At 74.5% G+C, this 24,228-nt stretch carries 27 protein-coding genes; 3 read left to right on the top strand and 24 right to left on the bottom strand.

Annotated elements, in window-relative coordinates; translation table 11 throughout:
* Positions 1–63 precede the first annotated feature (63 nt).
* From hisH to ACRYR9_RS09650, 3 genes are read right to left on the bottom strand one after another with little or no spacing between them, the layout of a single operon-like run.
* Positions 64–705, bottom strand: coding sequence for an imidazole glycerol phosphate synthase subunit HisH (gene hisH, locus ACRYR9_RS09640; protein ID WP_432494257.1), 642 nt, complete (start codon positions 703–705; stop codon positions 64–66).
* Positions 702–1,301: an imidazoleglycerol-phosphate dehydratase HisB gene (gene hisB, locus ACRYR9_RS09645; RefSeq protein WP_432494255.1), complete on the bottom strand. Its 600-nt coding sequence runs from the start codon at positions 1,299–1,301 to the stop codon at positions 702–704. The genes hisH and hisB overlap by 4 nt, the downstream gene beginning before the upstream one ends.
* Positions 1,298–2,443, bottom strand: a complete 1,146-nt coding sequence (locus ACRYR9_RS09650; protein WP_432494253.1) for a histidinol-phosphate transaminase — start codon at positions 2,441–2,443, stop codon at positions 1,298–1,300. Before ACRYR9_RS09650 ends, hisB begins: the two co-directional genes overlap by 4 nt.
* A 64-nt stretch (positions 2,444–2,507) precedes the next feature.
* Here ACRYR9_RS09650 and ACRYR9_RS09655 point away from each other — a divergent pair, with 64 nt between their 5' ends.
* Positions 2,508–2,828, top strand: coding sequence for a hypothetical protein (locus tag ACRYR9_RS09655; RefSeq protein ID WP_432494251.1), 321 nt, complete (start codon positions 2,508–2,510; stop codon positions 2,826–2,828).
* A 9-nt stretch (positions 2,829–2,837) separates the two neighbouring features.
* Here ACRYR9_RS09655 and ACRYR9_RS09660 read toward each other — a convergent pair whose 3' ends face one another.
* The 11 genes from ACRYR9_RS09660 to hisD all read right to left on the bottom strand — a co-directional run bounded on the left by ACRYR9_RS09660 (position 2,838) and on the right by hisD (position 13,051).
* Complete coding sequence (locus ACRYR9_RS09660; RefSeq protein ID WP_432494288.1) at positions 2,838–3,830, bottom strand: sugar kinase; 993 nt, start codon at positions 3,828–3,830, stop codon at positions 2,838–2,840.
* Between the two features lie 89 nt (positions 3,831–3,919).
* Positions 3,920–4,576 carry a bifunctional 4-hydroxy-2-oxoglutarate aldolase/2-dehydro-3-deoxy-phosphogluconate aldolase gene (eda, locus tag ACRYR9_RS09665; RefSeq protein WP_432494249.1) on the bottom strand — a complete coding sequence of 219 codons (657 nt, stop codon included), beginning with the start codon at positions 4,574–4,576 and terminating at the stop codon, positions 3,920–3,922.
* Positions 4,573–5,328 (bottom strand): glucose 1-dehydrogenase, encoded by a 756-nt coding sequence (locus tag ACRYR9_RS09670; RefSeq protein ID WP_432494248.1) that lies wholly within the window; start codon positions 5,326–5,328, stop codon positions 4,573–4,575. The genes eda and ACRYR9_RS09670 overlap by 4 nt, the downstream gene beginning before the upstream one ends.
* Positions 5,325–6,341: a C-terminal binding protein gene (locus ACRYR9_RS09675; RefSeq protein WP_432494246.1), complete on the bottom strand. Its 1,017-nt coding sequence runs from the start codon at positions 6,339–6,341 to the stop codon at positions 5,325–5,327. Before ACRYR9_RS09675 ends, ACRYR9_RS09670 begins: the two co-directional genes overlap by 4 nt.
* On the bottom strand, positions 6,338–7,192 hold the full coding sequence (locus ACRYR9_RS09680) for an IclR family transcriptional regulator (protein ID WP_432494244.1): 855 nt from the start codon (positions 7,190–7,192) through the stop codon (positions 6,338–6,340). The genes ACRYR9_RS09675 and ACRYR9_RS09680 overlap by 4 nt, the downstream gene beginning before the upstream one ends.
* Positions 7,189–8,031: a 5-dehydro-4-deoxy-D-glucuronate isomerase gene (gene kduI, locus ACRYR9_RS09685; RefSeq protein WP_432494242.1), complete on the bottom strand. Its 843-nt coding sequence runs from the start codon at positions 8,029–8,031 to the stop codon at positions 7,189–7,191. The genes ACRYR9_RS09680 and kduI overlap by 4 nt, the downstream gene beginning before the upstream one ends.
* Positions 8,032–8,059: 28 nt before the next feature.
* Entirely contained in the window at positions 8,060–9,364 is a 1,305-nt protein-coding gene (locus tag ACRYR9_RS09690) for a TRAP transporter large permease (RefSeq protein ID WP_432494240.1), read from the bottom strand.
* A 13-nt stretch (positions 9,365–9,377) separates the two neighbouring features.
* Positions 9,378–9,884, bottom strand: a complete 507-nt coding sequence (locus tag ACRYR9_RS09695) for a TRAP transporter small permease (RefSeq protein WP_432494238.1) — start codon at positions 9,882–9,884, stop codon at positions 9,378–9,380.
* A 34-nt stretch (positions 9,885–9,918) separates the two neighbouring features.
* Positions 9,919–10,956: a TRAP transporter substrate-binding protein gene (locus ACRYR9_RS09700; RefSeq protein ID WP_432494236.1), complete on the bottom strand. Its 1,038-nt coding sequence runs from the start codon at positions 10,954–10,956 to the stop codon at positions 9,919–9,921.
* Positions 10,957–11,246: 290 nt separating this feature from the next.
* Entirely contained in the window at positions 11,247–11,780 is a 534-nt protein-coding gene (locus ACRYR9_RS09705) for a hypothetical protein (RefSeq protein WP_432494234.1), read from the bottom strand.
* The gene (hisD, locus tag ACRYR9_RS09710) at positions 11,777–13,051 is read right to left on the bottom strand and encodes a histidinol dehydrogenase (RefSeq protein WP_432494286.1); all 1,275 of its coding nucleotides are present in this window, start codon (positions 13,049–13,051) and stop codon (positions 11,777–11,779) included. The genes ACRYR9_RS09705 and hisD overlap by 4 nt, the downstream gene beginning before the upstream one ends.
* A gap of 164 nt (positions 13,052–13,215) precedes the next feature.
* On the opposite strand from hisD, the gene ACRYR9_RS09715 reads away from it, so the two are divergent.
* Positions 13,216–13,899 (top strand): LON peptidase substrate-binding domain-containing protein, encoded by a 684-nt coding sequence (locus ACRYR9_RS09715; RefSeq protein WP_432494232.1) that lies wholly within the window; start codon positions 13,216–13,218, stop codon positions 13,897–13,899.
* A gap of 31 nt (positions 13,900–13,930) precedes the next feature.
* Positions 13,931–14,446, top strand: coding sequence for a Cys-tRNA(Pro) deacylase (ybaK, locus tag ACRYR9_RS09720; RefSeq protein ID WP_432494230.1), 516 nt, complete (start codon positions 13,931–13,933; stop codon positions 14,444–14,446).
* Between the two features lie 9 nt (positions 14,447–14,455).
* Here the strand turns inward: ybaK and ACRYR9_RS09725 are convergent, their stop codons facing one another.
* The 10 genes from ACRYR9_RS09725 to pgeF form a co-directional block, all read right to left on the bottom strand.
* Positions 14,456–14,968 carry a hypothetical protein gene (locus tag ACRYR9_RS09725; RefSeq protein WP_432494228.1) on the bottom strand — a complete coding sequence of 171 codons (513 nt, stop codon included), beginning with the start codon at positions 14,966–14,968 and terminating at the stop codon, positions 14,456–14,458.
* Positions 14,965–18,513, bottom strand: a complete 3,549-nt coding sequence (gene dnaE / locus ACRYR9_RS09730; RefSeq protein WP_432494226.1) for a DNA polymerase III subunit alpha — start codon at positions 18,511–18,513, stop codon at positions 14,965–14,967. The genes ACRYR9_RS09725 and dnaE overlap by 4 nt, the downstream gene beginning before the upstream one ends.
* A 100-nt stretch (positions 18,514–18,613) precedes the next feature.
* Entirely contained in the window at positions 18,614–19,537 is a 924-nt protein-coding gene (locus tag ACRYR9_RS09735; protein WP_432494224.1) for an RluA family pseudouridine synthase, read from the bottom strand.
* Positions 19,530–20,078: a signal peptidase II gene (gene lspA, locus ACRYR9_RS09740; RefSeq protein ID WP_432494222.1), complete on the bottom strand. Its 549-nt coding sequence runs from the start codon at positions 20,076–20,078 to the stop codon at positions 19,530–19,532. The genes ACRYR9_RS09735 and lspA overlap by 8 nt, the downstream gene beginning before the upstream one ends.
* A gap of 88 nt (positions 20,079–20,166) precedes the next feature.
* Complete coding sequence (locus ACRYR9_RS09745) at positions 20,167–20,658, bottom strand: TraR/DksA family transcriptional regulator (protein ID WP_432494220.1); 492 nt, start codon at positions 20,656–20,658, stop codon at positions 20,167–20,169.
* A 194-nt stretch (positions 20,659–20,852) separates the two neighbouring features.
* Entirely contained in the window at positions 20,853–21,503 is a 651-nt protein-coding gene (locus ACRYR9_RS09750; protein WP_432494218.1) for a DivIVA domain-containing protein, read from the bottom strand.
* 130 nt (positions 21,504–21,633) lie between these two features.
* Positions 21,634–21,936: a YggT family protein gene (locus ACRYR9_RS09755; protein WP_432494216.1), complete on the bottom strand. Its 303-nt coding sequence runs from the start codon at positions 21,934–21,936 to the stop codon at positions 21,634–21,636.
* A gap of 80 nt (positions 21,937–22,016) precedes the next feature.
* Positions 22,017–22,568 (bottom strand): cell division protein SepF, encoded by a 552-nt coding sequence (locus ACRYR9_RS09760; RefSeq protein WP_432494214.1) that lies wholly within the window; start codon positions 22,566–22,568, stop codon positions 22,017–22,019.
* Between the two features lie 69 nt (positions 22,569–22,637).
* Positions 22,638–23,390, bottom strand: a complete 753-nt coding sequence (locus ACRYR9_RS09765; RefSeq protein WP_432494212.1) for a YggS family pyridoxal phosphate-dependent enzyme — start codon at positions 23,388–23,390, stop codon at positions 22,638–22,640.
* 10 nt (positions 23,391–23,400) lie between these two features.
* On the bottom strand, positions 23,401–24,126 hold the full coding sequence (pgeF, locus tag ACRYR9_RS09770) for a peptidoglycan editing factor PgeF (protein ID WP_432494210.1): 726 nt from the start codon (positions 24,124–24,126) through the stop codon (positions 23,401–23,403).
* Positions 24,127–24,228 lie beyond the last annotated feature (102 nt).

A 24,228-nucleotide genomic window follows, 5' to 3' on the forward strand; every position in this document is an offset into this window, starting at 1 on the left:
GGGAGTCTACGGACGCCCCGGGGCCGCGGGCGCCGGGCCGTGCGCGGCCAGCACCCGCGGGGCTCAGCCCAGCGAGGCGACCCAGTTGCGCAGCAGCTGCGCCCCGGCGTCGCCGGACTTCTCCGGGTGGAACTGGGTGGCCGCCAGGGCACCGTTCTCCACGGCGGCCACGAAGCGGACCCCGTGCTCGGCCCACGTCACCTGCGGCGGCTGGACGCGCCCGGCGGTGGTGTCCACGAAGTCGAAGCGCTGCACGGCGTAGGAGTGCACGAAGTAGAACCGCTCGTCCTCCACGCCGTCGAACAGCACGGAGCCGTCCGGGGGCTGCACGGTGGACCAGCCCATGTGCGGCACGACCTGCGCGGGCAGGCGCTCGACGGTGCCGGGCCACTGGCCCAGCCCCTCCTTGACCCCGTCGCCGGGCTCGGTGGAGGTCTCGAACATCACCTGCAGGCCCACGCAGATGCCCAGCACCGGGCGTCCGCCGGCCAGGCGCTGGTCGACGATGGAGCCGCCGCCGATGGCCTCCAGACCGGCGTTGACGGCGGCGAAGGCGCCGACCCCGGGCACCAGCAGCCCGTCGGCCTCCAGCGCGGCCTTCCGGTCACCGGTCAGCTCCACGTCGGCACCGACGTGCTCCAGCGCGCGCACGGCGGAGCGGACGTTGCCGAAGCCGTAGTCCAGGACGACGACGCGCCTGCTCACAGGGCTCCCTTGGTGGACGGCACGCCCTGCACGCGCGGGTCGGGCTCGACGGCGTAGCGCAGGGCGCGGGCGAGGGCCTTGAACTGGGCCTCGACGACGTGGTGGGGGTCGCGGCCGGCGAGGACGCGCACGTGCAGGGCGATCTGCGCGTGGAAGGCGAAGCTCTCCAGCACGTGGCGGGTCAGCGAGCCGGTGAAGTGCCCGCCGATGAGGTGGAGCTCCTGCCCGTCGGGCTCACCGGTGTGCACACAGTAGGGGCGGCCGGAGACGTCGACGACGACGTGCGCGAGGGCCTCGTCGAGCGGGACGGTGGCGTCGGCGAAGCGGCGGATGCCCGTCTTGTCGCCCAGGGCCTGCCGGAACGCCTGGCCGAGGACGATGGCGGTGTCCTCCACCGTGTGGTGCACGTCGATGTGGGTGTCGCCCTTCGCGCGGACGGTGAGGTCCACCAGCGAGTGCTTGCCCAGGGCGGTGAGCATGTGGTCGTAGAACGGCACCGTGGTGTCGATCTCGGTGCGCCCGGTGCCGTCGAGGTCGAGCTCGACCAGGACGCTGGACTCGGACGTGCTGCGCTCGATGCGCGCGGTGCGGCTCACTTCTTCTCCCCGTCGACCTCGGTCAGCGCCTCGCAGAACGCCGCCATCTCGTCCTCTGTTCCGATGCTCACCCGCAGCCAGCCGTCGGGGCCGGTCTCGCGGATGAGGACCCCGCGCTCCAGCAGGCCCTGCCAGACGGCGTGGCGATCGGCGAAGGTGCCGAACAGCGCGAAGTTCGCGTCGGAGTCGGCGACCCGGTACCCGTTGCCGCGCAGCCACTGCACCGTCTCGTCGCGACGGGCGCGCAGTTCGTCGACGGTGGACAGCAGCGTGGCGGAGTGCTTCAGCGCGGCACGCGCGACGGCCTGCGTGACGGCCGAGAGGTGGTACGGCAGGCGCACGATGCGCAGCGCGTCGACGAGGGCGGGGGCGGCGGCGAGGTAACCCACGCGCGCACCGGCCAGGGAGAACGCCTTGCTCATGGTGCGGCTCACCGCGAGGTTGCCGTGGCGCGGCAGCAGCTCCAGCGCGCTGGGCACCCCGGTGCGGCGGAACTCCCCGTACGCCTCGTCGACGACGACGACCGCGCGCTGCGGCAGCGCGTCCACGGCGTCGAGGACGGCCTCGACCGTGGCCGGCGGCAGGGCGGTGCCGGTGGGGTTGTTCGGGCTGGCCAGCAGCACCACGGAGGGGCGGTGCTCGGCGATCTGCGCGCGGGCGTGCTCGACGTCGAGGGTGAAGTCGTCGGCGCGCCGGCCGGTGACCCAGCGGGTCAGGGTGTCGCGCGCGTACTCCGGGTACATGGAGTAGGTGGGCGCGAAGCTCAGCGCGGTGCGGCCCGGACCGCCGAACGCCTGCAGCACGTGGAGCATGACCTCGTTGGAGCCGTTGGCGGCCCACACCTGCTCCGGCGTCAGCTCGGCGCCGGACTCGGTGCGCAGGAACGCGGCGAGGTCGGAACGCAGGTCGAGGAACTCGCGGTCCGGGTAGCGGTTCAGGCCGCTCGCGGCACGGGCGACGGCCTCGGCGATGTCGGCGACGACCTCGGGGGCGACCGGGTACGGGTTCTCGTTGACGTTGAGCACCACCGGCACGTGCAGCTGCGGGGCACCGTAGGGGTGCTCGCCGCGCAGGTCCTCGCGCAGCGGGAGGTCGTCCAGGGTGGTCCCCCGGGCCGGCGGGCGCGTGGTGTCGGTGGTCACGGCGGCATCATCCCAGAGGTGCGCAGTGCGGCCGGACGGCCCGGCCGCCGCCTAGCATCGAGGGGTGAGACGCCTCGCCACCGCCCTGACCTGCCTGGCCCTCGGCCTGGGGGCCGCCTCGTGCAGCACCTCCACCGACAGCGGCGCGAGCGCGGACTGCACCCTGGACGGCTGCACGGTGACGTTCCCGCGCGACGGCCGGCCCGAGGTGTCGGTGCTGGGCGTGGAGGCGACGCTGCTGGAGGCCGGGGACGGTTCGGCGCGGCTGGAGGTGGGCGGGCAGGAGGTCACCCTCGACGTCGGCACCGAGGCGCAGGTGGCCGGGTTCACCGCGGGGCTGGACCGGGTCACCGACTCCGAGGTCGTCGTCGTCCTGCAGCGCTGATCCCGGGGGTCAACGCAGCACCGAGGCCTCCCCCGCGGCCGCCACCGCCTCGACGTCGGCGAGCGAGGCCGCCGAGGAGTCGCCGGGCGTGGTCATCACCAGGGCGCCGTGGGCGACGCCGAGGTCCACTGCGCGCCGCAGCGGTGCGCCCTCCAGCAACCCGTGGACCAGCCCGGCGGTGAACGCGTCGCCGCTGCCGATGCGGTCCAGCACCGCGACGTCGCGCAGCGTCGGCCCCTCCACCAGGCCGGTGGGCCGCGACCACGCCACCGCCCCGAAGTCGTTGCGGGAGGCGGAGAGCACGCGGCGGTGCGTGGTGGCGACCACCCTCAGGCCGGGGTTCGCGGCCGCGTCGGCCAGGACCCGCTCGGCGGGGTCGCCGCCGTCGCCGGGCAGGTCCGCCAGCCCCGCGCCGAGCAGGACGTCGACGTGCTCGACGAGGCGCCGGTTCAGCTCCTGCGCAGCGGCCGGGCCGCCGCGCCCGGTCCACAGGCTCGGCCGGTAGTTCAGGTCGTAGGAGGTCGCGGTGCCGTGCCGGCGGGCCGCGGCGAGCGCCTCGGCGGCCACCCCGGCCGTCGTGTCCGACAGCGCGGCGAAGATGCCGCCGGTGTGGAACCAGCGCACCCCCTGCCGGCCGAAGAGGTCGTCCCAGTCGACGTCCCCGGGCCGCAGGCGGCTGACCGCGGTGCCCCCCCGGTCCGAGACGCCGACGGAGCGGCGCACCCCGAAACCCCGCTCGACGAAGTTCAGGCCGTTGCGCACGGTGCGCCCGGCGCCGTCACCGGGCACCCAGCGCACCAGCGCGGTGTCGACGCCGCCGGTGAGCACGAGGTCCTCCACGAGGCGCCCCACCTCGTCGTCGACGAGCGCGGTGACCACGGCCGTGCGCCGGCCGAAGCAGCGGCGCAGCCCCCGGGCGACGTTGTACTCCCCGCCGCCCTCCCACACGTCGAAGCGGCGGGCGGTGCGGATGCGGCCCTCGCCGGGGTCGAAGCGGAGCATGACCTCGCCGAGGGAGACCAGGTCCCAGCGGCACGCGCTCGCCGGTCGCAGCGGCACGAGCTCCTCCCCCCCGGGCCCCTCCTGCGCGTTCACCGGGCGGCCAGGGCGACGGCCTCGGCGGCGAGGGCCCGCACGGCGGCGAGGTCACCGGCGGTGATGCGCTCGCGGGGCACCATCCACGAGCCGCCCACCGCGGCGACGGAGGGCAGGGCGAGCCACTCGTGCAGGTTCCCCGGGCCGACCCCGCCGGTGGGGACGAAGCGCACGTCCGGGAACGGGGCGGACAGGGCGCGCACGGCCGCCGCTCCGCCGGAGGTGCCGGCGGGGAAGAACTTCACCGTGCCCAGGCCCAGCTCGAGCGCGGCCTGCACCTCGGTGGCGGTGACGGCGCCGGGCAGCACCGGCACGCCGTGCTCGGCGCAGCGCTCCACGACGGCGCGGCTCAGCCCCGGGGAGACCACGTACGCCGCCCCCGCGGCCACGGCGCGGTCGACCTGCGCGGGGGTCAGGACGGTGCCGGCGCCGACGAGGACGTCACCGCGCGCGGCCACCCGCCGGATCGCCTCCTCGGCGGCGGTGGTGCGGAAGGTGATCTCCGCGACGGGCAGGCCGCCGGCGACGAGGGCACCGGCGAGCGGGTCGGCGTGGGCGGCGTCGTCGAGGACGACGACGGGCACGACGCGGTGGGCCGCCAGGGCGGTGAGGACGTCCACGGGCTGCTCCTCGCGCGAGGGGTCGGGGGTCACCGGGCCAGCCACCCGCCGTCGACGGCCAGGACGTGGCCGTGCACGTAGGCGGCGGCCGGGGAGGCCAGGAACACCACGACGTCGCCGACGTCCTGCGGGGTGCCCCAGCGCCCGGCGGGGATGCGCACCGACAACTGCTCCAGGCGCTGCGGGTCCGCGAGCAGCGCCTCGTTCATGTCGGTGGCCATGTAGCCGGGGGCGACGGCGTTGACGCCGACGCCGCGCCCGGCCCACTCGTTGCACAGCGCCTTGGTCAGCTGCGCCACGGCGCCCTTGCTGGCGGCGTAGGCCGGCACGGTCAGCCCGCCCTGGAAGGACAGCAGCGAGGCGACGTTGACGACGCGCCCCTCGCCGCGCTCCAGCATCGGCCGGCCGAAGAGCTGGCACAGCTGGAAGACGGCCCGCAGGTTCACGTCCAGGACGCGGTCGAACGCCTGGAGCGGGAAGTCCACGGCGGGGTGGCGCTCCTGCGCGCCGGCGTTGTTGACGAGCACGTCCACGCGGTGCGCGTCGAGGACGGCGCGGGCCGCCGCCTCGACGGCGGACGCGTCGGCGAGGTCGACGGCGTGGTGGTGCACCCGCCGGCCGTGGCGGGCGGCCTCCTCGTGCAGCTCGCCCGGCACCTCCCGCCGGCCCAGGACGACGACGTCGGCGCCGGCGCGCAGCAGGGCCGTGGAGATGCCCAGCCCCAGCCCGCGCCCGCCGCCGGTGACCACGGCGGTGCGGCCGGTCAGGCCGAACGGGCCGCTCACCGCCGGCCGCCGTCGAGGACCTCGGGGTTCAGGACGTCGCGGGGCCGGCGACCGGCGAGCACGTCGACGACGTTCTGCACCGTGCGGCGCTTGAGCTCGCCGTAGGACTCCTCGGAGTACCAGGCCAGGTGGGGGGTGAGCACCACGGTGTCCAGCGCCGCGAGGGGGTGGTCCACCGGCAGCGGCTCCACCTCGTGCACGTCCAGGCCCGCGCCGTGCAGGCGCCCCTCGCGCAGCGCGTCGACGAGCGCGGCGGAGTCCACGACGCCGCCGCGGCTGGTGTTGACCAGGACGGCGTCGGGCCGGACGAGGGCGAGCTCCGCGGCGCCCACCAGGCCGCGGGTGCTCTCGGTCAGCGGCACGTGCAGCGAGATCACGTGCGCCCGCCGCAGCAGCTCCTCCAGCGGCACGACGCGCACCCCGGCCACGGTGCTGCCGGGTTCCAGGCGGGAGTCGGCGCCGATGACCTCGTAACCGAGGCCGGCGGCCTTGCGGGCGGTGGCCGCGCCGATGAGGCCGAGGCCCACGACGCCGAACACCCGCCCGCCGACCTGGTGCACGGGGCGCACCGCGTCCAGGCCCGCGGTGCCGGCGCGCACGCCGCGGTCCATCCAGGCGATGCGCCGCGCGGCGGCCAGCGCCAGGGCGATCGCGTGGTCGGAGACGGACTCGGTGCCGTAGTCGGGGACGTTGCACACGGCCACGCCGCGCTCGGTGCAGGCGGCGACGTCGACGGTGTCCACGCCGACGCCGTAGCGGCCGACCGCGCGCACGCCCGGCAGCGCGTCCAGGAGGGCGGCGTCGACGCGGGCGTACTGCACGACGAGCCCGTCGGCGCCCGCGGCGGCGGCGACGAGCTGCTCGCGGCCGCCGGGCGGGGCGAGCACGAGCTCGGCCCCGGCCTCGTCGGCGACGCGCTGCTCGACGGCCAGGGAGTCGTGGTCGCAGTCGGTGATGACGATCCGCATCGCCGCCCCTGCGGTGCGGGTCGCGGCGTCGGCGGTGGTGCTCATGCGCTGGTCCTGTCCTGGGTCGCGGGAGTGCTGTGGCCGAGGGCGGCGGAGATCCGCCGCGCGGTGGCGACGGCCAGGCCGGCCATCGCCTCGATCTGCTCCAGGTCGTGCTCGAGGGTGATCGTGGAGATGCTCACCCCGTAGCGGACGGTCCCGGTGTGGTCGCGCACCGGGGCTGCGACGCAGCCGACGCCGGGCACGTTCTCCTCCCGGTCGAGGGCGTACCCGCACTCCCTCACCCGCCGCACCTCATCGAGCAGCCCGGCGGCGGTGGTGATGGTGTTCGCGGTGCGCGCCGGGAGCCCCGTCCGGGCGGCGTAGCGCTGCACGCCGTCGTCGGTGAACGCCGCCAGCACCACCTTGCCGATGCCGGAGGTGTGCAGCGGGATGGCGTGCCCCACCCGGGAGGGCATGCGGTACGGCTTGTCGGAGTCGGCGCGGATCAGGTAGACGATCTCGTCGCCGTTGGCGACGCCCAGGTGCACCGTGCAGCGCACCTGCTGCACCAGTTCGTCGACGTACGGCTGGGCGAGGGCGGAGATGTCGATGCGCTGCAGCGCCTGGCCCGCCATCGACAGCAGCTTCGGCCCCGGCAGGTACCAGCCCTCGGCGGTGACGACGACGAACCCCCGCTCGGCCAGGGTCGCCAGGATGCGGTGCGTGGTGGTCTTCGCCAGGCCGGTGGCCTCGACGACGTCGGTGAACCGGCGGTGCTGCAGGGCCGCCTCCAGGACCAGCAGGGTCTTCTCGCTGGCGCTGGCTCCGCCGGGTGCACCCGCGGCCCCGCGCGGGGAACCCGGGTGCTCCTGCGGGGTTCCCGGTGCCCCGCCCCGCCCGGTCCGCACCGTCACCGCAGTTCCGTGACGGGCACGGTGTCCATGTCGTCGAAGGCCTGGTTCTCCCCCGCCATCGCCCACACGAAGCTGTAGCTGGCCGTGCCCACGCCGCAGTGCACCGACCAGCTCGGGGAGATCACCGCCTCGTCGGACGCGACGACGAGGTGCCGGGTCTCGCGCGGGTGCCCCATGACGTGCAGGACGCGCGCGTCGGCCGCGAGATCGAAGTAGAGGTACACCTCGGTGCGGCGGTCGTGGGTGTGCGCCGGGACCGTGTTCCACGTGCTGCCCGGGTGCAGGGTCGTCACCCCCATGACGACCTGGCAGCTGCGCACCCCGCCGGCGTGCACGTACTGGTTCAGGGTGCGGCGGTTGGAGGTGAGGGGGTCGCCGAGCTCACGCACGGTCCCCTCCCCCGGCAGCACGGCGGTCGTCGGGTGCGCCGCGTGCGCCGGCGCGGAGAACAGGTAGAACCTCGCGGGCCCCTCCTGCGCCCGGTGCGGGCGCAGCGAGTCGAACACGACGTCGCGCGCACCGCGCCCCACGTACAGGCACGCGCCGTGCGGCAGGTCGAACTCCTGCCCGTCGACGCGCGCCCGGCCCGGGCCGCCGACGTTCACGACGCCCGCCTCGCGGTGGTCGAAGAACCGCTCGCTGCGGACCTCCGGGAACGCGGGCACCGACAGCTCGCCGGCGGCGGGCACCAGGCCGGCGAGGACGACGCGGTCGTGGTGGGTGTGCACGGCGCGCACCTCGTCCTCGCGGAACAGGTCCTGCACGAGGTAGCGGCGCCGCAGCTCCTCGGTGTCCATGCCGGGCACCTGCTCGGGGTTCGTGGCGTAGCGCTGCTCCACGGCGGTCCTCCAGGGGTTCAGGGGGTTCTCACAGCAGGCCGAGCGCCGTGGGCAACCACAGCGACAGGCCCGGGGTGAAGATGACGACGACGAGCATCACGGCGATCGCGGCGAAGAACGGCAGCAGGCTGCGGGCCGCGCTCTCGATGCTCACCCCGGCGACCTTGGCGCCGACGAAGAGCACCGGGCCGACGGGTGGGGTGATGGTCCCGATGCACAGGTTGAACACCATCATGATCCCGAAGTGCACGGGGTCGATGCCGAAGCTGGTGACGACCGGCAGGAAGATCGGCGCGAAGATCAGCACGGCCGGCGTGGGGTCCATGAAGCAGCCCACGACGAGCAGCACCACGGCGATCAGCAGCAGGAGCACGACCGGGTTCGTGCTGATCCCGAACATCGCCTCGGCGACCGCAGCCGGGATCTGCGCGAACGAGAGGACGAAACCCATGATGGACGAGACGCCGATGAGGAACATCACGACGGCTGTCGTGCGGGTGGCGTCCATGAGGATCGACGGCAACTGCCGGACCCGCAACGCGCGGTAGGCGAACGCCAGCACCAGCGAGTACACCACCGCCACGACGGACGCCTCGGTCGGCGTGAAGAACCCCGCCAGGATGCCACCGATCACGATGACGATGAGCAGCAGCGCGGGCACGGCCGCCAGGACCACCCGGGCACTGGCAGCGATCCCCAGACCACCGGTGTACCGCAGTTCGGGCCGGCGGCGGGCGATGAGGAAGACGATGGCCATGCACACCAGCGCCCAGGCGATGCCGGGCAGGTACCCGGCGACGAACAGCGCCGCGATGGAGGAGCTGGACACCAGCGAGTACACGATGACGAGGTTGCTGGGCGGGATCAGCATGCCGGAGGGGGCTGAGGCGATGTTGACCGCCGCGGCGAAGTTCCGGTCGTAGCCCTCCTTCGCCTGCAGCGGCGTCATCGTGGAGCCGACGGCCGCCGCGGCGGCGACCGCCGAACCGCTGACGGAACCGAACAGCGCGTTCGCGGCGACGTTCGTCTGAGCCAGGGACCCGGGCGTGCGGCCGACGAGGACCTTGGCGGCGTTCACCAGCCGCAGCGCGATGCCGCCGTTGTTCATCACGACCCCGGCCAGCACGAAGAACGGGATGGCCAGCAGGGGGAAGGAGTTGATCCCCCGGAACACCTGCTGCGCCGCGGTGAGCAGCCCGTTCTCCACACCCAGCACGGCGCACATGGCCGCGGTGGACGACAACCCCACCGCGATGCTCACGGGGGCACCCACGACCAGCAGCACGAGGATCCCGCCGACGAGCACGAGGCTGGCGAGTGCGGCAGCGTCCACGGTCAGGACTCCTTCACAGGACGTCGGGATCGCCGGCGGGCACCACGTGCTGCTCGGCGCCGGTCAGCGCCGCCACGAGGTGGTGCGCGGCGTAGAAGGTCACGAGGACGCCGCACAGCGGCAGCGCCAGGTACAGCGGTCCCACGTTCACCGGCAGGCCGGTGAGGTTCTGGTCCCAGGCCAGCGCCACGACGCGGTACCCGCCCCACACCAGGGTGGTCAGGGCGAACACCAGCACGGCGATCTGCACGAGCACGGACAGGACGCGCTGGACGGGCGCCGGCAGGCGACGCGCCACGACGTCCACGGCGATGTGGCCGCGCTCGCCGAACACGAGCGCGGACCCCAGCAGCCCGAGCCAGATGAACAGGTACTTGGCGAGCTCCCCCGACCACCCGCTGGGGCTGTTCAGCACCTGGCGGGCGAACACCTGCCAGGCGACGTCGAGCACGAGCGCGGAGAACAGCACCACGCAGACGACGGTGAGCACGCGGTCGAGGACGGACTTGGCGGTCCTCACGGGAACACCTCCGGGCCGACGGGCAGCAGGGCGCTCACTCGGCGGCCGCGACGACCTGCTCGTGCAGGGCGCGCACGGTGTCGCTGCGGGAGAGCTGCTCCTCGACCAGCGGCTCGATGGCCGCGCGGAAGGCCTCCTCGTCGACGTCGTTGAACTGGGCGCCGGCCGCCTCGGCGGCGGCGACCGCCTCGCTCACCTGTTCCTCCCACAACTGCCCCTCCTCCTCGACGGCGGCGGCCAGCTCCTCCTGGAACGCCTCGAGCTGCGAGTCGGTGAAGCTCTCCAGGACGGAGGGGTTGACGATGAGGTAGTCCGGGAACATCAGGTGCTTCGTGTAGCTGTAGTACGGGGCGATCTCGGCGTGCTTGAGGCCGGAGTACACCAGCGGGTTGTTCTCCGCGCCGTCGAGGACGCCGCTCTGGATGGCGGTGTACACCTCACCCTGGCCCATCGGGGTTCCGGTTCCGCCCATGAGCCGTAGCATCTCGATGTTCGTGTCGGACTCGATGACGCGGATCTTCTTGCCCGCCAGGTCCTCCGGCGTGGTGACCGGACCGTAGGAGGTGTAGACGGAACGCACCCCGCCGTGGAAGGCGCCCAGGACGTGGATGCCCTCGTCGTCGAGGGAGGAGTACAGCTCCGAGACGATCTCCGGGTCGTTGAGGGTCTCGCGCTGGTGCTCCTGCGAGGTGAACGTGAACGGCAGGTTGAAGGCGACGAAGTCGGGGTTGAAGTTCTCCAGCAGCGGCCCGGCAACCAGCGCCATGTCGATCGTGCCCGCCTGGACGAGTTCGACCGTCTCGCGCTGCGCGCCGAGGGTCTCGTTGGGGTAGACCTCGAGGTCGAGGGCACCGTCGGTGCTCTCGGCGAGGCGGTCGCCCATGCGGTCCAGGGCGATGTACTGCGGGTGGTCCTCCGGTTGGTTGAAGGCGACGCGCAGGACGCGGTCGGCGCTCGAGCCGCTCTCCTCGCCGCCGGCCGTGGCGGGGGAACCCGTCCCGGCGCTGCAGCCGCTGACGGTGAGGACGGCCGCGCCCACGAGGGCGGCGATCCGGGGTGCCGTGGCGCTCACGAGAACTCCTTCGTTCGTGCTGCTCGGTCCGTGCTGCCGGGAGGTGACCGGCACGTGCGGGGCTCGCACCGGCCGCTGCTCGCGACGACCGGCGCCGGTGCCACCCGCTCCTGCGCGGGACGACGACCCCTGCTGCACGTGGAACTCGGTTCCACGCCACGGAACCTAGAACAGCATCCGCCCTGCTGGCAACTGTCCACGTCCTTGGACACCTTGGAGGCGTGCGCGTGCCGGGGGCACCACGAGGTGGAGAGCACGCCCGGCCCGTCGGCGCTGACGGGTCGGGTCGGTCAGGACTCCGGGCGGCCCTTGAACAGCTTCCAGAACGCCCCGAGGCGGTTGCCCTCGCCGCCCTGCGCGGCACCCGCCGCCTCGGCGGGGTCGAGGCGGCCGAGCACGAGCTGCTGCACCTGGTCCGGCCACACCGACAGCAGCAGGCCGGGCTTGGGGTCCTCGCCGCGCTCGCCCGCGGTCCAGCTCTGCCCCTCGATGGACTCCTCGCGCACGGTCAGCAGCAGCAGCTCCACCTGGCGCAGCACCGCCGACAGCTTCTGCGCATCGTCCTCACCGGTGGCCGGGTCGTGGGTGACCAGCACGCAGCCGAGGCCGCGCACGGGGACCACGTGCGCGCGCACCCCGGCGAGCGTGCACACCTCGGCGAGCTTGCCGGCGTCCGCGACCGGCACCACCAGCACCGAGCGGACCGGCGGTTTCGGGCCGAACTCGCGCTGGAAGGCCGCGTCGAAGTCGAAGTCCTCCCCCAGCCCCGAGGGCTCGTCGCCGGGCTCCTCGCCGGGCCCCGCGCCGTGCGGCTGCCCGCTCACGAGAACCTCGCCGTGACGGCCTGCCCGTGGGCGGGCAGGTCCTCGGACTCCGCCAGCGCCACCACGTGGCCGGCGACCTCCCGCAACGCCGCCTCGTCGTAGTCGACGACGTGCACCCCGCGCAGGAACGTCTGCACGCTCAGGCCCCCGGAGTGCGCCGCCGTGCCGCCGGTGGGCAGCACGTGGTTCGAGCCGGCGCAGTAGTCGCCCAGCGACACCGGCGAGTGGGCCCCGACGAACACCGCGCCGGCGTTGCGCACCCGCGCCGCGACCGCGCGCGCGTCGGTGGTCTGCACCTCCAGGTGCTCGGCGGCGTAGGCGTCCACGACCGCGACGCCGGCGTCCACGTCGTCGACCAGGACGATGCCCGACTGCGGGCCGCCCAGCGCCTCGGCGATGCGCGCCGCGTGCCGGGCCGCCGGCACGCGCTGCGCCAGGGCGGCCTCGACCGCGTCGGCGAGCGCCTCGGAGGGGGTGACCAGCACGGCCGCGGCCAGCGGGTCGTGCTCGGCCTGGCTGATCAGGTCCGCCGCCACGTGCTGCGCGTCGGCGGTGTCGTCGGCCAGCACCGCGATCTCCGTGGGGCCGGCCTCGGAGTCGATGCCCACGACGCCCTGCACGTACCGCTTGGCGGAGGCGACGTAGACGTTGCCCGGCCCGGTGACCACGTCGACCGGCTGCACGACGACCTCGCCGGCGGCGTCACGGGCGCCGTAGGCGAACATCGCCACCGCCTGCGCACCGCCGACCGCGTACACCTCCTGCACGCCCAGCAGCTCGCACGCGGCCAGGACCGCGGGGTGCGGCAGACCCCCGTGGTCCTTCTGCGCGGGGCTCGTCACCGCGATGGAGGCCACGCCCGCCTCCTGCGCCGGCACCACGTTCATCACGACGCTGGAGGGGTACACCGCCCGCCCTCCCGGCACGTACAGGCCCACGCGGTCCACCGGCACCCAGCGCTCGGTGACGGTGCCGCCGGCGGCCAGGCGGGTGGTGGTGTCGGCGCGGCGCTGGTCGGCGTGCACCAGGCGCGCGCGGCGCACGCTCTCCTCCAGGGCCTCGCGCACCCGCGGGTCCAGCTCGGCCAGGGCGGTGCGCAGCGCCTCGCGCGGCACGCGCACGTCGCCCAGGCGCACGCCGTCGAAGCGCTCGGTCAGCTCCACCAGGGCGACGGCGCCGCGGGCGCGCACGTCCTCGCAGATCGGGGCGACGGTGGCCAGCGCGGCGGCCACGTCGACCTCCGCCCGGGGCAGCACCGAGCGCAGCGCCATCGCGTCGAGCGCGCGGCCGCGCAGGTCGGTGCGGCGCAGCGCGGGGACGGTGCCCGCGGCGGGCGCCGGGGCGGCGGGCTGGGCGGCGGTGGTCACGGCACGAGTGTACGGACGCGGCGTCACGGCCCGGTCGCCCGGCGGGCGCGGACCCCTAGACTGCGCCGGTGCCCCAGCGCCTGCCCCTGTTCCCCCTCGGCAGCGTGCTCTTCCCCGGGCTCGTGCTGCCGCTGAACGTCTTCGAGCCGCGCTACCGGCGCCTCGTGCAGGACCTCGTCGCCGAGGACCGCGACGGCCTCAAGGGCTTCGGGGTCGTGGCGATCCGCGAGGGCCACGAGGTCGGCGACGGGAACGCGCGCGCCCTGCACGAGGTCGGGTGCGTCGCCGTGCTGCGCGAGGTCACCGAGCTGGACGACGGCCGCTACGAGATCGTCACCGTCGGCGCGACCCGCTTCCGCCTCCTGGGGCTGGACGACGAGGCCGGCACCCCCTACCTCACCGGCCTGGTCGAGGCGTACGGCGAGGACGAGGACGAGGACGACGAGGACGCCCCCGTCCCCGGGGACGTCGCGGCGCTGGCCGCGGCCGTGGAGTCCCGGTTCACCGAGTACCGGGAGCAGCTGGGCATCGGCGGGGCCACCGCCCCGGAGGACCCCGGGGTGCTGTCCTACCTCGTGGCCGCCGCGGCCGTGCTGCCGCTGGGCGAGCGCCAGCGGCTGCTGGAGGCGCCGGACACCCGCGCGCGGCTGACCGAGGAGCTGGCGCTGCTGAAGCGGGAGATCGCGCTGGTCGCCGCGCTCGGGACCGTGCCGGCCTCCGAGCCGCCCGGCGAACCGCCCAACCCGAACTGAGACCGACCCCGACCGAGACCGGAGGACCGTCGTGGCCAAGCACCGCGGTGCGCGCGCGGAGGCCGGCACCCCCGCGCTGCGCCTGCTCGCCGAGCGCGGCACCGCGCACACCGCGCACCCCTACGAGCACGACCCCACCAGCACCGCCTACGGCGAGGAGGCCGTGCGCGCGCTGCGGGAGCAGGGGGTGGAGGTCACCGCCGAGCGGGTGTTCAAGACGCTGCTCGCCGACGTCGACGGCCGGCTCGTGTGCGCCGTCGTGCCGGTCGCCGCGATGCTCGACCTCAAGGCGCTCGCGGCGGCGGCCGGCGGGAAGAAGGCCGTCATGGCGGATCCGGTGCGCGCCCAGCGCTCCAGCGGGTACGTCGTCGGCGGCATCAGCCCGCTGGGGCAGAAGACCCCCCTGCCCACCCTCGTGGACTCCTCCGCGGCGGGGTTCGGCACGGTCCTGGTCAGCGCCGGACGGCGGGGCCTGCAGGTGGAACTGGCCCCGGCGGACCTGCTGGCCGCCACGGGCGGGCGGTACGCGGCCGTGGCCCGGGGCTGAGCGCCCGGCTCAGTCCGGGGTGCGCACCCAGTCGACCAGCGCGGACGACAGGGTCGCCACCGCCACGACGCCGCTGAGCACCAGCGGCTGGACCAGCACCACCGCCCACGCGTACACCGACACGTGCGCCACCTCGGCGGGGTCGGACGGCGGCAGGACGCCGGCCACGGCCACCGTCAGCAGCGAGCCGGCCAGCGCTCCGGCCAGCGCGGCCAGCAGCACCCGCACCGGGTCGGGGCCGGCGCAGCGCAGCACGACCAGGCCCGCCGCCACCCCGGCCAGCGCGGTGAGCACCGCGAAGGCACCGTCGCGCGCCACCGGGTACTGGGCCGCCGACAGGAGCACCGGCTCACCGACCAGCCAGGCGGCGGGCCGGCGGGCCACCGCCCACCACAGCACCCCCAGCAGCGCACCGGCGACGGCCTGGCCGAACAGCAGCCCCAGCGGCACGCGCAGGGTTCGGCGGGGCCGGGCGGCGGACCCGGCCTCCGCCGTCGCACCGGCCGTCGCGCCCGGCGTCACACCAGGCACGTCGGCCCGAGCAGCGCCTTGAGGTCGCCGAACAGCGCCGGGCTCGGCGTCACCCGCAGCGCGTCGTCCAGGCGCATCAGGGTGCCCGCCCCGCCACCGGCCTTCGTCAGGCGCAGGCGCACCTCGGTGGTGCCCGGGTGGGTGGTCAGCACGTCCCGCAGGCGCTCCACCACCGGCGGGGTGCAGCGGGTCGTCGGCAGCGACACGGTGACGGGCAGGCCGTCGGTGGCGCTGACGTCGGGCACCTGCAGCTCGGAGGCGTAGATCGTGGGCACCTCGTCGCGGCGGTTGATCCGGCCCTTGACCACGACCACGAGGTCCTCGGCCAGCAGCGGGGCCACGGCCGTGTAGGCCTGCGGGAAGAACAGGCACTCGATGGCGCCCTCGAGGTCCTCCACGGTGACGATGGCCCACTGGTTGCCCTGCTTGGTGGTCTTGCGCTGCAGGCCGGTGATCATGCCGGCGACGGTGATCTGCGAGCCGTCCGGGCGCGAGTCGTCGGCCGTCAGCGACGCGATGGAGCAGTCCGAGGCGTTGGCCAGCAGGTGCTCCAGGCCGAACAGCGGGTGGTCGGAGACGTACAGGCCGAGCATCTGCCGCTCGTGGGCCAGCAGCTCGCCCTTCTCCCACTCGGGCAGGTCGGGGATCTCCACGGTGAACCCGGCACCGGCCGCCGCGCCGTCCTCACCGCCGCCCAGCCCCGCGAAGAGGTCGAACTGGCCGATGGCCTCGTTGCGCTTGACGTCCACGACGGCGTCGACGGCGTCCTCGTGCTTGGCGACCAGCGCGCGCCGGCGGTGCCCCAGGGAGTCGAACGCACCGGCCTTGATGAGCGACTCGATGGTGCGCTTGTTGCACACCACCGCCGGCACCTTGGTGAGGAAGTCGGTGAACGACTCGTAGCGGCCCTTCTCCGCGCGGGCGGCGACGATCGCGTCCACGACGTTGGCCCCGACGTTGCGGATCGCGGTCAGCCCGAAGCGGATGTCCTTGCCGACCGGGGTGAAGTTCGCGTCGGACTCGTTGACGTCCGGCGGCAGCACCTGGATGCCCATGCGGCGGCACTCGTTGAGGTACAGCGCCGACTTGTCCTTGTCGTCGCGGACGCTCGTGAGCACCGCGGCCATGTACTCGGCCGGGTAGTTCGCCTTGAGGTAGGCCGTCCAGTAGGACACCAGCCCGTAGGCGGCCGAGTGCGCCTTGTTGAACGCGTAGTCGGAGAACGGCACGAGGACGTCCCACAGGGCCTTCACCGCGGCGGCGGAGAACCCGTTCTCCTTCATGCCGGCCTCGAACCCGACGTACTCGGCGTCCAGGACCTCGCGCTTCTTCTTGCCCATCGCGCGGCGCAGCAGGTCGGCCTTGCCGAGGGTGTACCCGGCGACCTTCTGCGCGATCGACATGACCTGTTCCTGGTACACGATCAGGCCGTGGGTGGTGGAGAGGATCTCCTCGAGGGGCTCGGCCAGCTCCGGGTGGATCGGGGTGATCTCCTGCTGGCCGTTCTTGCGCAGCGCGTACGCGGTGTGCGAGCCGGCACCCATGGGACCCGGGCGGTACAGCGCGCCGACCGCGGAGATGTCCTCGAAGTTGTCCGGGCGCATCAGCCGCAGCAGCGAGCGCATCGGGCCGCCGTCGAACTGGAAGACGCCGAGGGTGTCGCCGCGCCCGAGCAGGGCGTACGTCGCCGGGTCGTCCAGCTCCAGGGAGTCCAGGTCGACGGGGTCCTTGCCGTTGAGCACGACGTTCTTCAGGGCGTCGTCGAGGATCGTGAGGTTGCGCAGGCCCAGGAAGTCCATCTTGACCAGCCCGAGCGTCTCGCACGTCGGGTAGTCGAACTGCGTGATGATCGCGCCGTCGGCCTCGCGCTTCATGATCGGGATGAGGTCGATCAGCGGGTCCGAGGACATGATGACGCCCGCGGCGTGCACGCCCCACTGCCGCTTCAGCCCCTCCAGGCCACGGGCGGTGTCGACGACCCGGACCACCTCGGGGTCCGTCTTGTACAGCTCGCGGAACTCACCCGCCTCGGAGTACCTCTTGTGGTTCGGGTCGAAGATGCCCGACAGCGGGATGTCCTTGCCCATGACGGCCGGCGGCATCGTCTTGGTGATCCGCTCGCCCATCGAGAACGGGAAACCCAGGACCCGGGAGGAGTCCTTGACGGCCTGCTTGGCCTTGATGGTGCCGTAGGTGACGATCTGGGCGACGCGGTCGGTGCCGTACTTCTCCACGACGTACTGGATGACCTCACCGCGCCGGCGCTCGTCGAAGTCGACGTCGAAGTCGGGCATCGACATGCGCTCGGGGTTCAGGAACCGCTCGAAGAACAGGCCGTGCCGCAACGGGTCCAGGTCAGTGATCTTCATGGCGTACGCAGCCATGGACCCGGCGCCGGAACCACGGCCCGGCCCCACCCGGATGCCGTTCTCCTTGGACCAGTTGATGAAGTCGGCGACGACGAGGAAGTACCCCGCGTACCCCTTCGAGACGATGACCTCGATCTCGTAGTCGGCCTGCTTGCGCACGTCGTCGGGGATGCCGCCCGGGTAGCGCGCCGCCAGGCCGCTCCAGACCTCCTTGACGAACCAGCTCTCCTCGTCCTCGCCCGGCGGGCAGGGGAAGCGCGGCATGTAGGCGCCGGTGGACTCGGTGAACTCCACCTCGCACCGCTCGGCGATGAGCAGGGTGTTGTCGCAGGCCTCGGGGTGGTCGCGCCACAGGTGGCGCATCTCCGCGGGGCTCTTGAGGTAGAACTCGTCGGCGTCGAACTTGAACCGCTTGGGGTCGGCCAGCGTGGAACCGGACTGCACGCACAGCAGCGCCGCGTGCGCCTGGGCGTCGGAGGCCTGCGTGTAGTGCAGGTCGTTGGTGGCCACCAGGGGCAGGTCCAGGTCCTTGGCGAGCTTGAGCAGGTCGTCCTGGACCCGCTTCTCGATGTCCAGGCCGTGGTCCATGAGCTCGCAGAAGAAGTTGCCCGCGCCGAAGATGTCGCGGAACTCCGCGGCGGCCGCGCGCGCCTCGTCGTACTGCCCCAGCCGCAGGCGGGTCTGGACCTCGCCGGAGGGGCAGCCGGTGGTGGCGATGAGGCCCTTCGCGTAGGTGTTGAGGAGTTCGCGGTCCATGCGGGGCTTGTAGAGGAAGCCCTCCAGGGAGGCCAGCGAGCTCATCTTGAAGAGGTTGTGCATGCCGGCGGTGTTCTCGGCCAGCATGGTCATGTGGGTGTACGAGCCCGAGCCGGAGACGTCGTCGCCGGGCCGGGTGCTCTGGTCGCCCCACTTGACGCGCGTCTTGTCCTGGCGGGCGGTGCCCGGCGTCAGGTAGGCCTCCACGCCGATGATCGGCTTCACGCCGTGCTTCTTGGCGGTCTTCCAGAAGTCGTAGGCGCCGAAGACGAAGCCGTGGTCGGTGGTCGCCACCGCGGGCATGCCCATGGCCGCGGCCTCCCGGAAGAGGTCGTCGACCTTCGCCGCACCGTCGAGCATGGAGTACTCGGTGTGCACGTGCAGGTGGGCGAAGGAGTCGGCGGGTGCCATGGTCGGGCGCCTCCTGAGCGGTGCAGCGGGGGTGGTGCGGGAACGATCGTAGGCGGCCCCCCGGACAGAGCCGGGCAGCCTCGCCGGAGCCGGGCGGGCCTCAGTCCGCCAGGCGCTCCAGCGCGGTGGCGAGGTCGGCCGGGTAGGAGCTGGTGAACTCCACGGGCCGCCCGGTGCCCGGGTGCTCGAAGCCGAGGCGCACCGCGTGCAGCCACTGGCGCTGCACGCCCAGGCGGGCCGCCAGGGTCGGGTCGGCGCCGTAGGTCAGGTCCCCCACGCACGGGTGGCGCAGCGCGGAGAAGTGCACGCGGATCTGGTGGGTGCGTCCCGTCTCCAGGTGCACCTCCGCCAGAGCCGCGGCGCGGAACGCCTCCAGGACCTCGTAGTGGGTCACGGACGGCTTGCCCTCGGCGGTCACGGCGAACTTGTACGCCCCGCCGGGGTGGCGGCCGATGGGGGCGTCGATCGTGCCGCGCAGCGGGTCCGGGTGGCCCTGGACGAGCGCGTGGTAGACCTTCTCGACCGTGCGCTCCTTGAACGCGCGCTTGAGCGCGGAGTAGGCCTGCTCGCTCTTGGCCACCACCATCAGGCCCGAGGTGCCCACGTCCAGGCGGTGGACCACGCCCTGGCGCTCGGCCGCCCCCGAGGTGGCGATCCGGTACCCAGCGCCGGCCAGCCCGCCGACGACCGTCGGCCCCGTCCAGCCCGGGCTGGGGTGGGCGGCCACACCGACGGGCTTGTCGACGACCACGAGGTCGTCGTCGTCGTGCACGACCACCAGGCCCGCCACGGCCTCGGCCACCACGGCCGGCGCCGCGGGCGGGTCGGGCACCTGCACCTCCAGCCAGGCCCCCGCCCGCACCCGGTCGGACTTGCCGACCGGGGCGCCGTCGACCAGCACCCCGCCCGCCGCGGCGATCTCCGCGGCCCGGGTGCGCGACAGGCCCAGCAGCCGGGACAGGGCGGCGTCCACGCGCTCGCCCTCCAGGCCGTCCGGGACCGGCAGGCTGCGGACCTCAGGCACGGGACCCCTCCCCCGCGCCGCGGGCGGCGCCCTGCTCGCGCGCGCCGTCCAGGCCGACACCGCGCAGCGAGAGCACCGCGATGAGCACCGCGGCGGCGCAGATGCTCGCGTCGGCGACGTTGAAGATCGGCCAGTGCGGCAGCTCGAGGAAGTCGACCACGTGGCCGCGGGCGAACCCGGGCTGGCGCAGGAGGCGGTCGGTGAGGTTGCCGGCGGCTCCGGCCAGCAGGAACCCGAAGGCGAGCGCCCAGGCCGTGCTGCGCAACCGCCGCGCCAGCCACAGGGCCACGACGACCACCGCGAGGGCCAGCACGGTGAACACCCACGTGCTGCCGGTGGCCAGGCTGAACGCCGCCCCGGGGTTGCGGATGAGGTGGAACTGCAGCAGCTCCCCGACGAACGGCTGACGGACCCCGGGCTCGAGGTGGGCGACGGCCAGCACCTTGGTGACCTGGTCGAGCGCGTACACGAGCGCGGCGACGGCCAGGGCCAGGGCGGTGCGGCGCGGTCGCGCGGGGGCGGGCGGCGGGGAATCGGTCATGACCCCGGCAGTCTCCCACGCCGCCCGGACCGGGCGCGTCCGTCACCGGCCGCACCGGGCACCCGCCACCCCCGTCCGGCGGCGGGCCTCAGCGGCGCTCGCCGCGGGCCTTGCAGGTCACGCAGAGCGTCACGCGCGGGAACGCCTGCAGCCGCGCCTTGCCGATCGGACCCGAGCACGTCTCGCACACGCCGAACGCACCGGAACCCAGGCGGACCAGGGCCCGCTGGGTCTGCTCCAGCAGGTCCCGGGCGTTGTTGGCGATGGTCATCTCGTGCTCGCGCCCCGCCGTGGCCGCACCGTGGTCGACCTGGTCGTCGCCGGCGCCCTCACCCCCGGCGACCAGGGCGGAGAAGGAGCTCGTCGCGTCGTCCAGGTGTCGCGCCAGGCGGTCGACCTCGGCCTCCAGCTCGCTGCGGACCTCGGCCAGCTCGGCGGTCGTCCAGGCGTCCTCGGTGTCCTTGACCGGCAGTTCGCGCACCGCCGCGGCGCGCACCGCGCCGCCCGAGCGGGAAGGCGCGGGAGCGCTCGCCGCCCCGCCCCGTCGCGTGGTCGCCGTCCCCGTCGCCGCTGTGCCCACCGTGGTCCCCCTCCGTTCGGCGCGGCCGCCTGCCGCGTGCCGGGAACACTAGGGATATGACTGTCTGTAAGCAAATGGAAGCAGGAAGTAACTCACTTGTTCGCTCGCAGCGATCACCACCCGCGCAGGACGCGACGAGCCGCCACCCCGGGCGGGGTGGCGGCTCGTCGAGCGCGGAACGGGGCGGTCCTGCGTCAGCCCGCGACGGCGTCGTCGGGCAGGACGCGCTCCGCCCGGCGCAGGTCCTCCAGCTGAGCGGCCATGAAGGACTCCAGCTGCTCGCGGTAGGCGCTCTCCCTGCCGTGCAGCTGCGCGATGGCCTCCTCCAGCTGGCGGCGGCGCTCCTGCAGCTCCTGCAGGGTCCGGTCGCGCTGCGACTGCGCCTCCGAGATCGTGCGCTCGGCGCGCTCGCGGGCCGCCGCCAGCAGGGCGTCGCGCTGCTGCTCACCCTCGCGCACGTACTCGTCGTGCAGGCGCTGAGCGAGGGCGATCACGCCGGCCGCCTGAGCGGCGGGGTCGCCACCGGGAGCCGCTGCAGCGGCTCCCGACGGCACGGCCACCGGGGAGGGCCCAGCCGCGTCGGCAGCCGCGTCGACCGGGGGGACCTCCAGGGCGTCGCCGTCGAGCGCACCGCCGGCCGGCGCACCCGCCCCGCCGGACAGCTCGGCCACCTGCGCGCGGCAGCCGTGCAGCTGCGAGCGGAGCTCGTCGTTCTCGGCGTGCAGGCGGCGCAGCTCGGTGACGACCTCGTCCAGGAAGTCGTCCACCTCGTCCTGCGCGTACCCCTCGCGAACCCGCGTGGGGTTGAAGCGCTTCTCGACGACGTCTTCCGGGCTCAGCGGCATGGGGCTCACCTCTGTCGACGGCCGCCCCGGCCGGACGGCGCACGAGGCGACACCGTAGCGGACGGGCCCTGCGGGACCACCGCGCCGCGAGCACCACCCGGCGCTCGCACGACCGGTGGCGGACGGGTGCTCAGGCCGCGGCGGAGGCGCTCAGGGCGCTGAAGACCGACATGAGGATCGAGCACAGGATGGCCAGGACCAGGAAGGCCAGGTCCAGCTGGACGGCCCCCAGCCGCAGCGGCGGCAGGACGCGCCGCAGCACCTTCAGGGGCGGGTCCGTGACCGTGTAGACGGCCTCGGCGCCCACGAGCACGACGCCACGCGGACGCCACTCGCGCGAGAGGGCCTGCACCCAGTCCAGGACCAGCCGGGCGATCAGGCAGAGGAAGAAGAGCAGGACGAGCAGCTGCAACAGCGAGAACACCAGGGCCACCACACCATCCTGCCTGACGCGGGGGCGTGCGGGGGCCGCACGCGCGGGTCCACAGCCGGGGCACGGCCGGGACCCAGCGGTCAGGACTGGTTGAAGAACGTCCGCTCCGGCGGCCGCTCCTCCTCCTGCGAGGCCACCTCGACGTTCTGCGGCGAGAGCAGGAACACCTTGTTCGTCACCCGCTCGATCGAGCCGTGCAGGCCGAACACCAGACCGGCGGAGAAGTCGACCAGGCGCTTGGCGTCGCTGTCGTCCATGTCGGTGAGGTTCATGATCACCGGGACGCCCTCGCGGAAGCTCTCCCCGATGGTCTTGGCCTCGTTGTACGTGCGCGGGTGGATCGTCGTGATCCGGTGCAGTTCCGGAGCACTGCTGACCTGCGGCACCACGTGCGCCACCTGCCTCCTGATCGGGGTCACCTGACCCGTGGTCTCCGCGCGGCGCTCCGCGATCGGAGTGGGATCGACCGAACGCACCTCGGGCCGGGGCTCGTGGCGCGGCTCCGGGCGGGGCGCGGGGTGGGCCCCGCGGACGGCCTCGGCGCGCGCGGGCTCGGCCTCCGCCTCCTCGGCGTAGCGGTCGTCCTCGGCGAGGCCGAGGTAGACCATCGCGTTGCGCAGTGCGCCGGCCATCGCAGTCTCCTCGGGTGGGTCGGTCCTGGGGTCTCTCGCCGCGGTGACGGGCACCGGGCTGCGGTGACGTTACCGCGCGGCCGGACGCGCGCCCAGGACCGCGCTGCCGACACGCAGGTGTGTCGCTCCCGCGGCGACGGCGGCCTCCAGGTCGCCGCTCATGCCCGCCGACAGGTGGACCGCGCCCGGGTGCGACTCGCGCACCCGGGCGGCCGTGCGCGCCAGGGCCGCGAAGGCGCGCGCCGAGTCCTGCCCGCGCGGGGCCACGGCCATGAGCCCGGCCAGCCGCAGCGCCCCGGCCGCGGCGACCGCGTCGGCCAGGCGCAGCACGTCCTCGCCCGCCGCACCGCCGCGCGCGGGGTCGACGGTCGCACCCAGCTCACCGGCCAGGTCGACCTGAACGAAGCAGTCCAGCCGACGGCCCGCCGCGGAGGCGCCGGCGGACAGCGCCGTGACCAGGCGGGGGCGGTCCACCGAGTGCACCGCGCGTGCGTAGCGGGCCACGGAGCGGCACTTGTTCGTCTGCAGCTGCCCCACGAAGTGCCAGCGCAGGTCCGGGTGCTCCGGCGCCAGCTCGGCCGCCTTGGCCGAGGCCTCCTGGTCGCGGCTCTCCCCCACGTCGCGCACGCCGAGCCCGGCCAGGGCGTGCACGTCCTCGGCGGGGAAGAACTTCGTGACCACCACCACGGTCAGCTCCGCCGGGTCGCGGCCCGCGGCGCCGGCCGCGGCGGCCACCCGCGCGCGCAGCCGCTCCAGCGCCACGCCCAGCTGCGCGACCCGGTCCCCACCGGGACCGGCGACCGGAGCGGTGGTGGAGCTCACGGCCGCCCCCTCACGGGAGCACCACGACACCGGCGCTGCGGCCGGTGGTGCCGTCGCGGCGGTAGGAGAAGAGGTCGGCGCGCTCGACGGTGCAGGGGCCGGGCCCGGACGCCCGCACGCCGGCCTGCGCGAGCTGGGCGAGCACGCCGGCCGCGACGTCGACGGCCGGGGTGCCCCGGCGCGTGGTGGCCCGCGCCGCCGGCACGACGGAGGCCACCTCGTCGGCCATCGCGGCAGGCACCTCGTAGCAGCCGCCGCACACGGCCGGGCCCAGGGCGGCGACCACCTCGCGCGCCCCCGCGGCCCGCATCGCGGCGAGCACCGCGGGCACCACGCCGGCCACCAGCCCGGGGCGCCCGGCGTGGGCCACGGCGACGACCCCGGCGGCGGGGTCGGCCAGCAGCACGGGGACGCAGTCGGCCACCACGACCGCCAGGGCGAGCCCTCGGCGGCGGGTCACCAGGGCGTCCGCGCGCGGCGGCCGGGGCGGTGCCGCGTCCACCTCGACGACGTCGGCGCCGTGGACCTGGACGGGCACGACGAGCTCGTCGGCCCGCACGGCGGCGCGCAGCGCGGCGCGGTGCGCCTCGACCCGCGCGGGGTCGTCACCGACGTGGTCCCCGAGGTTGAAGCCCGCGTACGGGCCGTCGCCGGCGGCGCCGGCCCGGGTGGTGAAACCGCCGCGGGCACCGGCCGGCAGGCCGGCGTCCAGCAGCGGGACGACCCCGGGGATCACGCCGGGGTCACCCGCCGCGCCCGGGGCGCGGGGGGGGCGCGGGGGGGGGGGGGGGGGGGGCCTGGGGGGTTGGGGGGTGGTGCTTGGGAGGGTGCGCGCGTC

It is taken from the genome of Kineococcus auxinigenes, from assembly GCF_050871525.1.
GTDB lineage: Bacteria > Actinomycetota > Actinomycetes > Actinomycetales > Kineococcaceae > Kineococcus.